Raw genomic sequence first — 12,803 nt, 5'->3', positions numbered from 1 at the left:
GATGCGACCGACCTGTCGATGGGGCTGCAGAATGATCGAGGCAGTCGGCCTGACGAAGCGCTACGGCGCCAAGACGGCCGTGTACAACCTTTCCTTCCGGGTGAGGCCCGGCGTGGTCACCGGCTTCCTGGGGCCCAACGGCTCCGGTAAGTCGACGACCATGCGGATGATCCTCGGGCTCGACCAGCCCTCCGCGGGCCACGTGACGATCGGCGGCCACCCCTTCCGGCAGCTGCCGAACGCGCCCCGGCAGGTGGGCGCGCTCCTCGACGCCAAGGCCGTGCACGGCGGCCGGAGCGCGCGCAGCCACCTCCTCTCGCTCGCCCAGCTCGCCGGCATCCCGGCGCAGCGGGTCGACGAGGTCCTCGGCGTGGTCGGCCTCCAGGACGTGGCGAAGCGGCGCTCCAAGGGCTTCTCGCTCGGCATGGGCCAGCGGCTCGGCATCGCGGCGGCGCTCCTCGGCGACCCGCAGGTGCTGCTCTTCGACGAGCCGGTCAACGGTCTGGACCCCGAGGGCATCCTCTGGGTGCGGAACCTGATGAAGAAGCTGGCCGCCGAGGGCCGGACGGTCTTCGTCTCCAGCCACCTCATGAGCGAGATGGCGCTGACGGCGGACCACCTGATCGTGATCGGCCGGGGGCAGCTGCTCGCGGACATGAGCGTCAAGGACTTCATCTCGGCGAACTCCGCCGACTTCGCCCGGGTGCGGACGCCGGGGACCGAGCCGGCGCAGCGGGAGAAGCTGACGGCGGCCCTCACCGAGGCCGGCGGCCAAGTCCTCTCCGAGCCGGACGGGGCGCTGCGGGTGACGGGCCTGCCCCTGCCGAGGATCAGCGACCTGGCGCACGACGCGGACGTACGGCTCTGGGAGCTGTCCCCGCACCAGGCGTCCCTGGAGGAGGCGTACATGCGCCTGACGCAGGGCGCCGTGGACTACCGCTCCACCGACGACCGGCTCGCCCACCTGCAGCCGCCGCTCCAGCCCGGACAGCCGGGGTACGGGGTGCCGCCGCAGCCGGTGGTCCAGGACGTGCCGCAGCAGGGCTGGTACGCCCCGCCGCCGCCCGGACAGAACCCGTACGCCGCGCCGGCCCCCGGGCAGGCGCCCGCACCGGGTCCGTACGCCCCTCCGGCCGAGCGGCCGGGCACTCCCCAGCCGAGCGACACCACCGAGGACGCCCGATGACCGCCCCCGCCCACCCGCAGCACGCCCCGGCGCCGCACTCCTACGTCTCCCCCATCCCGGTCCGCCGGGCGCACCTCGGGGACGCCCTCGCCTCCGAGTGGACCAAGATCCGCTCGGTGCGCTCGACGGTGTGGACGCTCGGCGTCATGATCCTGCTGATGGTGGCCATCGGCCTGGGCGTGGCGGCCATCGCCTCGGCCTCCGAGGCGCCGATGGGCGACGAGACCGCGCTCGCCTTCGGCTTCTTCGGGATGCTGCCGGCGTCGATCTGCGTGATCACGCTCGGGGTGCTCACGATCGCGTCCGAGTACGGCACGGGCATGATCCGCACGACGCTGACGGCCTGCCCGAGCCGGGCCCGGGTCCTGACGGCGAAGGCGATCGTCTTCTTCCTGCTGGTCTTCACGGTCACCACGGTGGTCGCGACGCTGGTCGCCCTCGCGCAGGTCGCCATGGTGGACGCGGCGACGCCGTCCGGGGGCGAGTGGCTGCGCTCGACGGTCGGCGCGGGCGCCTACCTGGCCGCGCTGGGCCTGCTGTCGCTGGCGATCGGCACGCTCATCCGGCACTCGGCGGGCGCGATCACGGTGATGATCGGCCTGCTGCTGCTGCCGCTGGTGGCGGCCCTGTTCATGTTCTCCGAGGCGCTGCGGTCGGTGCAGGAGTGGCTGTTCACGTACGCGATCCCCTCGCAGATGATCGCGCTGTACAGCTCGCAGCCGCCGTTCGGCGAGAACGGTCCGGCGGGCTGGGAGCCGCTGCTGATCATGGGGGGCACGGCGGCGGTGGCGCTCGCCGGTGCCTATGCCCTGCTGAACAGCCGGGACGTGTGAGCTAGTACCTCGGCGCGTTGCGGGACCGCTGCACCCGGCTGGTGCGGCGGTCCTTCGCGTTCCAGCAGGCCTTGTGCCAGTGGCGCCGGTCGTCCACTCCCCCGTACTCCGGCCAGGCGACCACGTGCGGGGCGCCGGACGGGATCTCCTGGTCGCACCCGGGGCAGCGGTAGCGCTTGCCGGGCGAGCTGGCCCCGGCGACCAGACGGACGCACCACTCCTCGCCCTGCCAGCTCTCGGTGCGCTGCGCCCCGCCGTACCGGTCGCCGTGGTCGTCCTGCGGCGCGGACTTGTCGCGGCCTCGGGCGCGGTTGTGACGCGGGGACACGGGCACACCTCACGGGATCGGGGAACACGGACGGTTCCCTCCAGCCTACGGGCCGCCACGCGGTGCCCCGGGCCCGGTGGACGGGGCCCTGCCGAAAATCGCAAGAACTTCATGAACGGCCGTTGCCTTTGGCACGTGTCAGGCGTTGTTGCCAGTGCGAGGGGGAGATACGCGTCGGCCGCAAGGAGGCACAAGGCGATGCGCGTGGGTACGTTCGTTCTGGCCGCACAGTTCCCGGGCCAGGGGCAGGGAGAGGCGCTGCACCGGGCGGTGCGGACCGCCGAGGTCGCCGAGGAGGCGGGGCTCGACTCCGTCTGGCTGGCCGAGCACCACTTCGTGCCGTACGGGGTCTGTCCCTCGGCCGTGACGCTGGCGGCGCTGCTCCTGGGCCGCACCCGGCGGCTGCGGGTCGGCACGGCGGTGAGCGTGCTGCCGACCGTCCATCCGGTCGCCCTGGGCGAGCAGGCGGCGCTGCTGCACCTCACCTCGGGCGGCAGGTTCACCCTCGGGGTGGGCCGGGGCGGGCCGTGGGTCGACCTGGAGGTGTTCGGCGCGGGTCTGGAGGCGTACGAGGAGGGGTTCCCCGCATCGCTCGACCTGCTGCTCCGCTGGCTGACCGAGCCGCGCGTCGGTGCCGAGGGGGAACGGTTCTCCTTCCGCGAGGTGCCGGTGGTGCCCCGGCCCGGCGAGCTGATCGGCGGGGCGGCGGCGCCGGAGGTCGTGGTGGCGTGCACCTCGCCGAAGAGCGTGCGGCTGGCCGCCGAGCGCGGCCTTCCGATGCTGCTCGGGATGCACTGCGGCGACGAGGACAAGGCCGAGATGGTCGCGGCCTGGACGCGCTGGTCGCGGGAGTCCGGGCGGGACCCGGACGAGACCGCGCGGATCGGCTCCGGGCACGTGTCGGCGGGGGTCGCCCAGCTGGCGGACCGGGACGAGGACGCGGCCGAGGCGCTGGTGAAGGCGATGCCCGGCTGGCTGAAGCAGGGACTCGACGCGCACGTGACCGTGGACGGCCGGCACCGGTCGATGCGGGACCCCGTGGCGTACACGGAGCTGCTGTGCGGGCTGCACCCGGTGGGCACGCCCCGGCGCGCGGCGGACCGGCTGGCGGCGACGGCGGAGCGCACGGGCATCACGCGCTTCGCCCTGCTCGCGGAGGGCTCGGGCGACCTCGCGGCGACCGAGGAGAACGTCCGTCGCCTCGGCGCGGAGGTCCTGCCGCTCCTGGTGTGAGACGGCGGGGCTCCGGTGCGGGGCGGTGAGTCCTTGGTGCGGTGGGGTCCTTGGTGTAGTGGGGTCCCTGGGGCGGTGAGTCCCTGGGGCGGTGCGGTCCCGCTCTCGCGGTGACCGTGCTGCCGCTCCGGCATCCCTTCGCGCCGGTGCGCGTCGACGCGCACCGGCCCCCTTCTCCCGCGACGGGGAGCGGCAGCACCATGGTTCAGCAGTCGCGCAGTTCCGGGGACTGGTTGAGCAACTGCCCCCTGATGGAAGTGAAACGGGCGAGCCGGTCGTCCACCGCCGGGTCCAGCGGGAAGACCGCCACCCGGTGGCAGTTCTGGAAGGCGAGGCGCACCCCGAAGTGCCGCTGCAGGGCGCCACGGATGGCGTCGCTCGCGAGTGCGCGCAGCAGCTGACCACGTGCCTGCTCATTCGGCGGCGGCGTCTGGTTGTCGGCGAACTCTCCGCCGTCGACCTTCAGCTGGGCCACCAGAGAACTGATCATCTCCCATGCGTAGGGCAGGGAGGTCCGGACGCAGTCGACGAAGTCGGCTTCGTCGACCTCGCCTCGCTCGGCCTGTTCCAACAGGGCCGGTGAGACGTCGAGCGACATGGGTTCTCCTCTCGCGACCCCGCGGACGGGGTCTTGCGGGCAGGGCGAAGGCCGGGCCGTGCGCCACGCAGCGTGCACGGACGACGACCTCCAGCTTCCACGGTAAGCGCGCAGTCCTGGCCGCACCAGAAGATGGGGAACACAACCGGCTGATAACCGACGGGTGTTCGGCTCATGAAGATCCCCCCACGGGATCCGGACGATGCCCGAATCGCGCGGAAGAGCGCCCGTCTTGTAGCGTTGCCGACCATGCGTCTCGTCATTGCCCGCTGTTCCGTCGACTACGCGGGCCGGCTCACCGCCCACCTGCCCTCCGCGCCCCGTCTGATCCTGGTGAAGGCAGACGGCAGCGTCTCCATCCACGCGGACGACCGGGCGTACAAACCGCTCAACTGGATGTCCCCGCCGTGCACCCTGAAGGAGGGCACGGGCGACGACGCGGGCGTCTGGACCGTGATCAACAAAGCGGGCGAGAAACTGATCATCACGATGGAGGAGATCCTCCACGACTCCTCGCACGAGCTGGGCGTGGACCCGGGCCTCATCAAGGACGGGGTGGAGGCGCACCTCCAGGAGCTGCTCGCCGACCGCATCGAGACCCTCGGCGACGGCTACTCCCTGATCCGCCGCGAGTACCCGACGGCCATCGGCCCCGTGGACATCCTGTGCCGGGACTCGGACGGCGCGACGGTCGCGGTGGAGATCAAGCGGCGCGGCGAGATCGACGGCGTCGAGCAGCTGACCCGCTACCTGGAGCTGCTCAACCGCGACCCGCACCTGGCGCCGGTGCGGGGCGTCTTCGCGGCCCAGGAGATCAAGCCGCAGGCGCGGGTGCTCGCGACGGACCGCGGGATCGGCTGCGTGGTCCTCGACTACGACGCCCTGCGCGGCATCGAGGACGACAAGCTGCGCCTGTTCTAGGAGCGGTACGGGGACGGGGCCGGCCCCGGGTGCGGTGGACGCGCCCGGGGCCGGCCCCTTTTCCGTACGTGCCCGTACGCGGGTACGGGGTCAGGCGGTGGGGTCCGCGGGGGCGGGCGAGCCGCCGAGGGGGGCGGAGGCCGAGTTGCTGGGGCTGTTCTCCTCGGACGCGGAGGCGGTCGGCTCCGGATCCGTCGGCGTGGTGGTCGGCGGGTCCGTCGGAGGATCCGTCGGGGGGTCGGTCGGGGGCTTCGTCGGCGGCTTCGGGGGCTTCGTCGGTGAGGTGGTCGGCTTCGGGGGCGTCGTCGGACCCGTCGTGGTCGGCCGCGTCGGCGGGGTCGTGGGCCGGGTCGGCTCCGTCGGGGACGTCGTCGCCGACGGGCCGTCCGTGGACGAGGAGGAGGAGGAGGGCGGGCCGCCGGTGGTGCCGGGGGTCGTGGCGGAGGACGCCGGGGCGCTGCCGGAGGCGGAGGGGCTCGGGGTGCCGGAGCCGGTGGGCGCGGCCGTCTTCCCCGGTTCGCCGTCGGCGGGCGTCTCGTCGGTGCTCTCCGACTCCTCGTCGGGGACGCCCTGGGTCGGGGTGCTGTCGGAGGTGACGCGCTGCGGGGCCGGGTCCTCGCCGTTGCCGGAGGTGGCGCCGAGGGTCACGACGGTGCCGAGGACGGCGACGAGGAGCGCGCCCGCGCCGACGGCGACGAGGTTGCGGCGGGCCCCGTGGAGGATGCCGGCCCCGAGGCCGGGGCGGCCGTCGTCCTCGGCGGGGACGGGGTGCGGGGCGGTCGCGGGGGACTTCTCGGAGAAACCGGCGAAGCCGGAGAAGGCGGGAGCCGGGGTCCGTACGGGTCCGCCTGGCAGCGGGGCCGTGACCGGCTCCGGGCCCGGGAGCGCGGGGCGGGCGGCCGGGGTGCCGCGCGGCGGGGAGACGGGCTCCTCGGCGCGGGGCCCGGCCGGGGCGGCGTGGTCTCCGGAGAGGTCGGCGACGAGGGCGAGCGCCCGGCGGCCGGCGACGGTGCCGCGCTTGTCGGCGAGCACCCCGCGCATCCCGATGGAGGCCTCCAGTTCGGCGCGGGCCCGCTCCAGGTTGCCCGCGCAGATCGCGAGGACGCCGAGCTCGTGGTGGAAGTACGCCTCCTCCGCGACGTCCCCGGTCAGCCGGGCGGCTTCCTGGCCGGCCCGCAGGGCCCGCTCCCAGGCGCCCCAGTGCAGTCCGGCGGCGAAGGCGGGGGCGGCGGCGCGGGCGAGGAGGACGGCGGTGGCCCGGTGCTCGGCGGCGGCCTCGGCGTCGGTGCCGTGGGCGGGGAGGAGGGCGGTGAGCGCGGCGAGCAGGGCGTCGGACTCGGCGGCGGCCCGCTCGGGGGTGACGGAGGGGTGGGCGGCCCACCAGGCGTAGTGCTGGGCGGCGGTGTGGGCGCGGTCGGCGGCCCCGGGCTCGTACCCCTGGGCGAGGAGCTGGGTGAGGACCCCGGCGGCGAGCCGGTAGCGGGAGCCGGCCGGGGAGAGCAGGCCGCAGGCCACGAGTTCGCCGAGGGCGGCGTCGGCGTGGGTGTCGCCGACCAGGGCCGGCAGGTGGGCCTGGTGCGGGACCTCGCCGCCGAGGGCGACGGCGAAGCGCAGGGCGGTCTGGGCGGAGCGGCTGAGCCGGGAGGCGAGGAGGGCGGCGGGGGCGGCGCCCTCGCCGAGGCTGGGCAGGGGTATCTCGCGCAGTTCGACGTCGGGGTCCTCGACGCCGTCGAAGGCGGCGGCCGCGGCCTTCGCCGCCGCGTCGGGGTCGGTGGGTCCGAAGGCCTCTTCGAGGGCGCCGAAGGCGTCGAACTCGGCGGGGGTGACGCGCAGCCGGTCGCGCTGGCGGAGCAGGGCGCCGGCCTGGACGAAGCGGAGGGGCAGGCCCTCGGACTCGAACCACAGGTCGCCGGCCCAGTTGGCCTCCTCGTCGGTGAGGGTGCGGCCGACGGCGCTCTCCAGGAGCTTCAGGGCGGCGCCGCGGCCGAGCCCGGCGAGGAGGACCTCTTCCAGGTGGGCGGCGACCGAGGGGGCGGGCGTCTCGGGGGACGCGGCGAGCAGGAAGGCGCACTCGGGGGCGGCGGCGAGGAACTCGTCGAGGGCGGCGCCGCCGAACTCCAGGTCGTCGACGACGACCACGGCGCCGACGTCGCGGAGCCGGTCGAGGAGTTCGGGCCGGTCGGGGCGCAGCCCGGGGGCGTGCCGGACGGCGGCGAAGAGCTCGTGGAGGAGTTCGCCGGCGGTGCGGTGGTGGCCGGAGAGGCGGACGACGCCGTCGGGGGCGAGGCCGGCGCAGTCGGCGGCGACCGCGTCGAGGAGGGCGGTGCGGCCGGAGCCGGGGACGCCGAGCAGCCGGGCGGAGCGGCCCCGGCCGAGGATCGCGGTGAGCCGCTCGCGCTCCTCCTGGCGTTCGAGGAGGGGCAGGACGGGGGCCGCGGGGCCGGGCGGTACGGGCGGGGCGGCGGCGCGGGCGGCCTCGGCGCGCTCCTCGGGGGTGCGGGGGCGGGGGGCCGCCGGTTCCCGTCCGGGCGGGCAGGGTTCGATCTCGCTGCCGTCGACGGGGTTGACGGTGAGGAGGAGCTCGCCGGAGACGAGCGTGACGACGCGGGCACGCGCGGGCGTGGACGCGGGCGCGGGCACGCCGCGGCCTTGGCGGGCCTCCTCGCCCTCGGTGTCGTGACCGTACTCCTCCGACCCAGGGTTGATCGGGTCCATGGTCTAGCCCCCAAGAAGCGGTGTGCGGGCCCGCCGGGTGGGTCGCGTCCCTGTGCGGACGGCCAATGTGCGGGCGACCGAACCCTAGACCGTGGCCGGACGGCCGGGAACAGTCGGGGTGCTCCCGAGACCAAGACGTCACGGTCTTGTGAGGATTGGGCGTGACGCCTGGTGCGCACCGGACGCTCCCGGGGGCGGGTCTCAGACCCGGGGCAGCGACTCCAGGGCGAGGCCGCCCTCGATGGCGAGGATGCGGTGCAGCCGGGTGGCGACGAGGAGGCGCTGCATCTGGGGCGGCACCCCGCGCAGGACCAGGCGCCGGCCGCAGCGGCCGGCCCTCCGGTGGGCGCCCATGATGACGCCGAGCCCGGTGGCGTCCCAGGAGTCGAGCCCTGTCAGGTCGAGCACCAGGTCGCCGACTCCGTCGTCGACGGCCGAGTGCAGGACCGTACGGGCGTCCGCCGCGCTGCGGACGTCGAGGCGGCCCCCGACGACCAGCTCGACGTGGTCGCCCCTGATGTGCATATGCGCTCCCCGAGAGTGCTCCGTCTTCGCAACAACTGACTGCCGCACCGGCAGAAGCGTTGCGCCTTGTCAGCGATCCGGTACCGAAATTCACCCCACGGAGTGAGGTGGGGCGGGCGGGCCGGGAACGGTGCTCGTTCCGCGGGCCCGCGTGTCCGTACGGGCGGGGCCCCGACGGCCCCGGTCCGCTCAGTACGTGTAGTAGCCCTGCCCGCTCTTGCGGCCGATGTCACCCGCGTCCACCATCCGGCGCATCACCTCCGGCGGCGCGAACTTCTCGTCCTGGGACTCGGTGTAGATGTTGTTGGCCGCGTTCACCAGGATGTCGATGCCGGTGAGGTCGGCGGTGGCGAGCGGGCCCATGGCGTGGCCGAAGCCGAGCCTGCAGGCGATGTCGATGTCCTCGGCGGTGGCGACGCCCGACTCCTGGAGCTTGGCGGCCTCGACGACGAGGGCGGCGATGAGCCGGGTGGTGACGAAGCCGGCGACGTCGCGGTTGACGACGATGCAGGTCTTGCCGACGGACTCGGCGAACTCGCGGGCGGCGGCGAGGGTGGCGTCGCTGGTCTTGTAGCCGCGCACCAGCTCGCAGAGCTGCATCATCGGGACCGGGGAGAAGAAGTGGGTGCCGACGACGGCCTCGGGGCGTCCGGTCACCGCGGCGATCTTGGTGATCGGGATCGCGGAGGTGTTGGAGGCGAGGACGGCGCCGTCCTTGGCGACCTTGTCGAGCGAGCGGAAGATCTCGTGCTTGACGTCGAGGTTCTCGAAGACGGCCTCGACGATCACGTCGGCGTCCGCGACGGCTTCGAGCTCGGTGGTGGCGGTGATCCGGCCGAGCGCGGCCTCCGCGTCGGCGGCGTCCAGCTTCCCCTTGGCGACGAAGCGGTCGTACGAGGCCTTGATGCCGTCGGTGCCTCGGGTCAGGGCGGCGTCGGTGACGTCACGCAGGACGACGTCCCAGCCCGCCTGCGCCGAGACCTGTGCGATCCCGGACCCCATGAGTCCGGCCCCGATGACGGCGAGCTTCCTGCCCACGATGTTCCACCCCTCCACGCCTGTTCACTTCTGGCTCTCCGGCGGAGATTAGCGGTCCGGGGCCGCCATGTGACCGCTAAGTAATGCGCGTCACGCCCTCTTTGACGGACGTCACACTCACGACAGGCGGCGCGGGAGGGGCGGTGGGGCGGCGCGCGCGTGACGGTCGGCACACGCCCGTTCCGGAGCGGGGGCGGCTGGCTACGCTGGCGCCATGGTCAATCTGACGCGCATCTACACCCGTACCGGCGACAAGGGCACCACGGCGCTCGGCGACATGAGCCGGACCGCCAAGACGGATCTGCGGATCTCGGCCTACGCCGACGCCAACGAGGCGAACGCCGTGATCGGTACGGCGATCGCCCTCGGGCGGCTCGACGAGGAGGTCGTGAAGGTCCTGGTCCGCGTCCAGAACGACCTCTTCGACGTCGGCGCGGACCTCTCCACGCCGGTCGTGGAGGACCCGCAGTACCCGCCGCTGCGGGTGGAGCAGGCGTACGTCGACAAGCTGGAGGCCGACTGCGACCGCTTCCTGGAGGAGCTGGAGAAGCTGCGCTCCTTCATCCTGCCGGGCGGCACGCCCGGGGCGGCGCTGCTGCACCAGGCGTGCACGGTGGTCCGGCGGGCGGAGCGCTCCACCTGGGCCGCCCTGGAAGTGCACGGCGAGACGATGAACGCGCTGACCGCCACGTACCTCAACCGGCTATCGGACCTGCTCTTCATCCTCGCGCGCACGGCCAACAAGGAGGTCGGGGACGTGCTCTGGGTCCCGGGCGGGGACCGCTGAGGCCTTCCCGGGAGCCTGCTCCGGGGTCTTTCCGGGAGTCCGCTCCGAGGTCTTCCCGGAGTCGTGCTCCGGCGCCTTCTTCGGCCAGATCGCGTAGCTGAGCGCGATCAGGCCGTGGATGCCGGCCGCCCGCCAGGCGATGAGGATCCAGTCGCGCAGGCTCTCGGTGTTCCCGTCGTCGCCGACGTACCGAACGGCCAGGAGGAGCAGGCCCGAGGCGACGGCGGCGGCGGTCACCGAGCCGAGCCAGACCGCGCCCTCGTGGCGGGCGCGGGCCATGCCGTAGCGCGGCGGCTTCGCGGGCGGCGGGGCGCCGCCGAAGCGGTGGGCGGCGTGGCCGTCGAGCCACTTCACCGTGCGGTGGCCGTGGCCGACGGTGTAGCCGATGTAGAGCGCGGCGAGGCCGTGCTTCCAGCTGGGGTCGGCGCCGTTCTTGAGGTCGATCGCGGTGACGACGAGGAGGAGGACCTCCAGGAGCGGCTCGCACAGCAGCAGGGCCAGGCCCGTCCGGGGCATCTTCAGGAGGTAGCGGACGGCGAGGCCGGCGGCCAGCAGGACCCAGAAGCCGACCTCGCAGACGACGATCAGCGTGACGATCACGAGGGTTCCCCTTTCGGTTCCCCTTCAGCGTCCCGCCGGTCCGGGCGGGTTTCGTCGTCGCCGGTGACGAATCCCGTCTACATCGTTCGACGGAGGGGCGGATCGGCCCGGACGAGGAGGCCGGGGCGGGAACGGCCGTGTTGGATGGGTGCGTGACGCTCCCCCGCCCGGTGACGCTCCCCCGCCCGCACCGCCTCGACCTGCTCATCGCCCTCTCGGGGCTCGCGGGTGGTCTGGTCCTCTGGTCGTTCGGGCTGTACCTGACGCGCGACCACGTCTTCGGGCAGCGGTGGGCGGTGCTGGTCCCGCTGTGCGTGATGGCGGGGGCGGAGGCCCTGCGCCGCACGGCCCCGCGCACCGCGCTGGTCGCCGCCGCCCTGGCGATCGTCGGGGATCAGCTCACCAGCGGCAACCTCGCCACCCTGCTGATGTTCACGGACGTCGTCTACGCGTCGGTGGTGTACGGCACGCCCGCCTCGGCCCGCCGCGTCCCGTACGTCGCCGGCCTCCTCACCGTCACGCTCACCGTGGTGCTGCTCGTCTGGTGGGAGAACGCGGCCGCGCTCGTGATCGGCGCGCTCATCGGCACGGTCTCCTTCCTGCCGGCGGTCACGGGCTCGATCGTGCGCAACCACCGGGAGGCGGCGGAGGCGGCCCGGCTGCGCGCGGAGCAGACGGCGCTGCTCGCCGAGATGGACCGGACGCAGGCGGTGGTGGCGGAGCGGGCTCGGATGGCGCGGGAGCTGCACGACGTGGTCGCCAACCACCTGTCCGCGATCGCGATCCACTCCACGGCCGCGCTCTCGCTCGACGACCCGGGCACGACCCGGCAGGCGCTCACGGTCATCCGGGAGAACAGCGTGGCGGGGCTCGCCGAGATGCGCCGGCTCATCGGGCTGCTGCGGAGGAGCGGCGAGGACACGGAGCCGGCGGCCGCGCCGACGCTCGCCGGCCTGGACGCGCTGATCGCCCAGGCCGGGGCGAACGGCGGGCCGGGCGGGCTGTCGTTCGTCCTCGACGACGCCCGGGAGAAGGCGGCGGGACTGCCCGCGCCGGTGGAGCTGGCGGCGTACCGGATCGTGCAGGAGTCGCTGACGAACGCGCTGAAGCACGCGGCGCCCGGCGAGGTCCGGGTGGCCCTCGCCCGGGAGGCGGGCGCCCTCGCGGTCGAGGTGACCAGCCCGTACGGGGAGCGTCCGGGGCCGACCGCGCCCGGCTCGGGGGCGGGCCTGGTGGGGATGCGGGAGCGGACGTCCCTGCTCGGCGGGGTCTTCGGGGCGGGTCCGGTGACGGACGGCGGGGGACGGAAACTGTGGCGGGTGCGGGCGGAGCTGCCCGTGGACGCGAGCGACGAGGAGCGGGCATGACGGTGCGGGTGGTGGTCGCCGAGGACCAGAGCGCGGTGCGGGCGGGTCTGGTGCTGATCCTGGGCAGCGCTCCGGACGTCGAGGTGGTCGGGGAGGCGGCCGACGGGGAGCGTGCGGTGGAGCTGGCCCGCGAACTGCGCCCGGACCTGGTCCTGATGGACGTGCAGATGCCCCGGATGGACGGGGTGACGGCGACCGGGATCGTGGTGGCGGAGGGCCTCGCGGACGTGCTCGTCCTGACCACCTTCGACCTGGACGCGTACGTCTTCGGGGCGCTGCGGGCGGGGGCGGCGGGCTTCCTCCTGAAGAACGCGGAGGCCGGGGAGCTGATCGAGGCGGTGCGGACGGTGGCGCGCGGCGAGGGGCTGATCGCCCCGGCGGTGACGCGGCGGCTGATCGCGGAGTTCGCCGCGTCCGGGCGGCCCTCTCCGACGGGGCGGGGGACGGACCCCGCCGTCCTGGAGGCACTGACGCCCCGGGAGCGGGAGGTCCTCTCGGCGCTCGGCGGGGGCCTGTCGAACGCGGAGATCGCGGTACGGCTGGACATGGCGGAGGCGACGGTGAAGACGCACGTCAGCAAGGTGCTGGGGAAGCTGGAGCTGCGGAGCAGGGTCCAAGCGGCCGTGTTGGCACAGGAGTTGGGGGTGTAGGAGAGCGCATCGACTTTGGTCT

Annotated in this window: 13 protein-coding genes; 7 read left to right on the top strand and 6 right to left on the bottom strand. The window is 74.1% G+C overall.

Going from position 1 to position 12,803, the window contains the following annotated elements:
• Positions 1-31 precede the first annotated feature (31 nt).
• A complete protein-coding gene (locus tag ACIQVI_RS17945; RefSeq protein WP_351971949.1) occupies positions 32-1,186 on the top strand; it encodes an ABC transporter ATP-binding protein in 1,155 nt (384 codons plus the stop codon).
• Positions 1,183-2,019, top strand: a complete 837-nt coding sequence (locus ACIQVI_RS17940) for an ABC transporter permease subunit (RefSeq protein ID WP_351971948.1) — start codon at positions 1,183-1,185, stop codon at positions 2,017-2,019. The genes ACIQVI_RS17945 and ACIQVI_RS17940 overlap by 4 nt, the downstream gene beginning before the upstream one ends.
• A gap of 1 nt (position 2,020) precedes the next feature.
• Here ACIQVI_RS17940 and ACIQVI_RS17935 read toward each other — a convergent pair whose 3' ends face one another.
• On the bottom strand, positions 2,021-2,347 hold the full coding sequence (locus ACIQVI_RS17935; protein WP_351971947.1) for an ATP/GTP-binding protein: 327 nt from the start codon (positions 2,345-2,347) through the stop codon (positions 2,021-2,023).
• Between the two features lie 198 nt (positions 2,348-2,545).
• Between ACIQVI_RS17935 and ACIQVI_RS17930 the strand changes: the two genes are divergently transcribed.
• Positions 2,546-3,580 carry an LLM class flavin-dependent oxidoreductase gene (locus tag ACIQVI_RS17930; protein ID WP_403596521.1) on the top strand — a complete coding sequence of 345 codons (1,035 nt, stop codon included), beginning with the start codon at positions 2,546-2,548 and terminating at the stop codon, positions 3,578-3,580.
• A 205-nt stretch (positions 3,581-3,785) separates the two neighbouring features.
• Here the strand turns inward: ACIQVI_RS17930 and ACIQVI_RS17925 are convergent, their stop codons facing one another.
• Positions 3,786-4,178, bottom strand: coding sequence for an SCO5389 family protein (locus ACIQVI_RS17925; RefSeq protein ID WP_030218823.1), 393 nt, complete (start codon positions 4,176-4,178; stop codon positions 3,786-3,788).
• A 249-nt stretch (positions 4,179-4,427) separates the two neighbouring features.
• Between ACIQVI_RS17925 and nucS the strand changes: the two genes are divergently transcribed.
• Positions 4,428-5,099: an endonuclease NucS gene (nucS, locus tag ACIQVI_RS17920; RefSeq protein WP_351971945.1), complete on the top strand. Its 672-nt coding sequence runs from the start codon at positions 4,428-4,430 to the stop codon at positions 5,097-5,099.
• Positions 5,100-5,189: 90 nt separating this feature from the next.
• Here the strand turns inward: nucS and ACIQVI_RS17915 are convergent, their stop codons facing one another.
• The 3 genes from ACIQVI_RS17915 to ACIQVI_RS17905 form a co-directional block, all read right to left on the bottom strand.
• A complete protein-coding gene (locus ACIQVI_RS17915) occupies positions 5,190-7,814 on the bottom strand; it encodes an ATP-binding protein (RefSeq protein WP_403596516.1) in 2,625 nt (874 codons plus the stop codon).
• A gap of 201 nt (positions 7,815-8,015) precedes the next feature.
• Positions 8,016-8,339 carry an STAS domain-containing protein gene (locus tag ACIQVI_RS17910; protein WP_030210572.1) on the bottom strand — a complete coding sequence of 108 codons (324 nt, stop codon included), beginning with the start codon at positions 8,337-8,339 and terminating at the stop codon, positions 8,016-8,018.
• A gap of 189 nt (positions 8,340-8,528) precedes the next feature.
• On the bottom strand, positions 8,529-9,377 hold the full coding sequence (locus ACIQVI_RS17905) for a 3-hydroxyacyl-CoA dehydrogenase family protein (protein ID WP_351971943.1): 849 nt from the start codon (positions 9,375-9,377) through the stop codon (positions 8,529-8,531).
• A gap of 214 nt (positions 9,378-9,591) precedes the next feature.
• Here ACIQVI_RS17905 and ACIQVI_RS17900 point away from each other — a divergent pair, with 214 nt between their 5' ends.
• Entirely contained in the window at positions 9,592-10,164 is a 573-nt protein-coding gene (locus tag ACIQVI_RS17900) for a cob(I)yrinic acid a,c-diamide adenosyltransferase (RefSeq protein WP_121830201.1), read from the top strand.
• On the opposite strand, the gene ACIQVI_RS17895 is transcribed toward ACIQVI_RS17900, so the two are convergent.
• Positions 10,081-10,764: a hypothetical protein gene (locus tag ACIQVI_RS17895; RefSeq protein WP_403596513.1), complete on the bottom strand. Its 684-nt coding sequence runs from the start codon at positions 10,762-10,764 to the stop codon at positions 10,081-10,083. The genes ACIQVI_RS17900 and ACIQVI_RS17895 overlap by 84 nt on opposite strands.
• Before the next feature lie 152 nt (positions 10,765-10,916).
• Here ACIQVI_RS17895 and ACIQVI_RS17890 point away from each other — a divergent pair, with 152 nt between their 5' ends.
• Positions 10,917-12,131, top strand: coding sequence for a sensor histidine kinase (locus ACIQVI_RS17890; RefSeq protein ID WP_403596510.1), 1,215 nt, complete (start codon positions 10,917-10,919; stop codon positions 12,129-12,131).
• Positions 12,128-12,781 (top strand): response regulator, encoded by a 654-nt coding sequence (locus tag ACIQVI_RS17885; RefSeq protein ID WP_403596506.1) that lies wholly within the window; start codon positions 12,128-12,130, stop codon positions 12,779-12,781. The genes ACIQVI_RS17890 and ACIQVI_RS17885 overlap by 4 nt, the downstream gene beginning before the upstream one ends.
• The last annotated feature ends 22 nt before the right edge of the window (positions 12,782-12,803 follow it).

Origin of the sequence: Streptomyces sp. NPDC098101 (assembly GCF_044760185.1) — a bacterium.
In the GTDB taxonomy this organism is placed as follows: domain Bacteria; phylum Actinomycetota; class Actinomycetes; order Streptomycetales; family Streptomycetaceae; genus Streptomyces.
This window is presented reverse-complemented; position numbering and strand designations above follow the sequence as displayed.

Coding starts and splice junctions, on each gene's coding strand:
- ACIQVI_RS17930 (WP_403596521.1), top strand. CDS start 2,546: ATGCGCGTGGGTACGTTCGTTCTGGCCGCACAGTTCCCGGGCCAGGGG.
- ACIQVI_RS17915 (WP_403596516.1), bottom strand. CDS start 7,814: ATGGACCCGATCAACCCTGGGTCGGAGGAGTACGGTCACGACACCGAG.
- ACIQVI_RS17910 (WP_030210572.1), bottom strand. CDS start 8,339: ATGCACATCAGGGGCGACCACGTCGAGCTGGTCGTCGGGGGCCGCCTC.
- ACIQVI_RS17900 (WP_121830201.1), top strand. CDS start 9,592: ATGGTCAATCTGACGCGCATCTACACCCGTACCGGCGACAAGGGCACC.
- ACIQVI_RS17940 (WP_351971948.1), top strand. CDS start 1,183: ATGACCGCCCCCGCCCACCCGCAGCACGCCCCGGCGCCGCACTCCTAC.
- nucS (WP_351971945.1), top strand. CDS start 4,428: ATGCGTCTCGTCATTGCCCGCTGTTCCGTCGACTACGCGGGCCGGCTC.
- ACIQVI_RS17925 (WP_030218823.1), bottom strand. CDS start 4,178: ATGTCGCTCGACGTCTCACCGGCCCTGTTGGAACAGGCCGAGCGAGGC.
- ACIQVI_RS17945 (WP_351971949.1), top strand. CDS start 32: ATGATCGAGGCAGTCGGCCTGACGAAGCGCTACGGCGCCAAGACGGCC.
- ACIQVI_RS17885 (WP_403596506.1), top strand. CDS start 12,128: ATGACGGTGCGGGTGGTGGTCGCCGAGGACCAGAGCGCGGTGCGGGCG.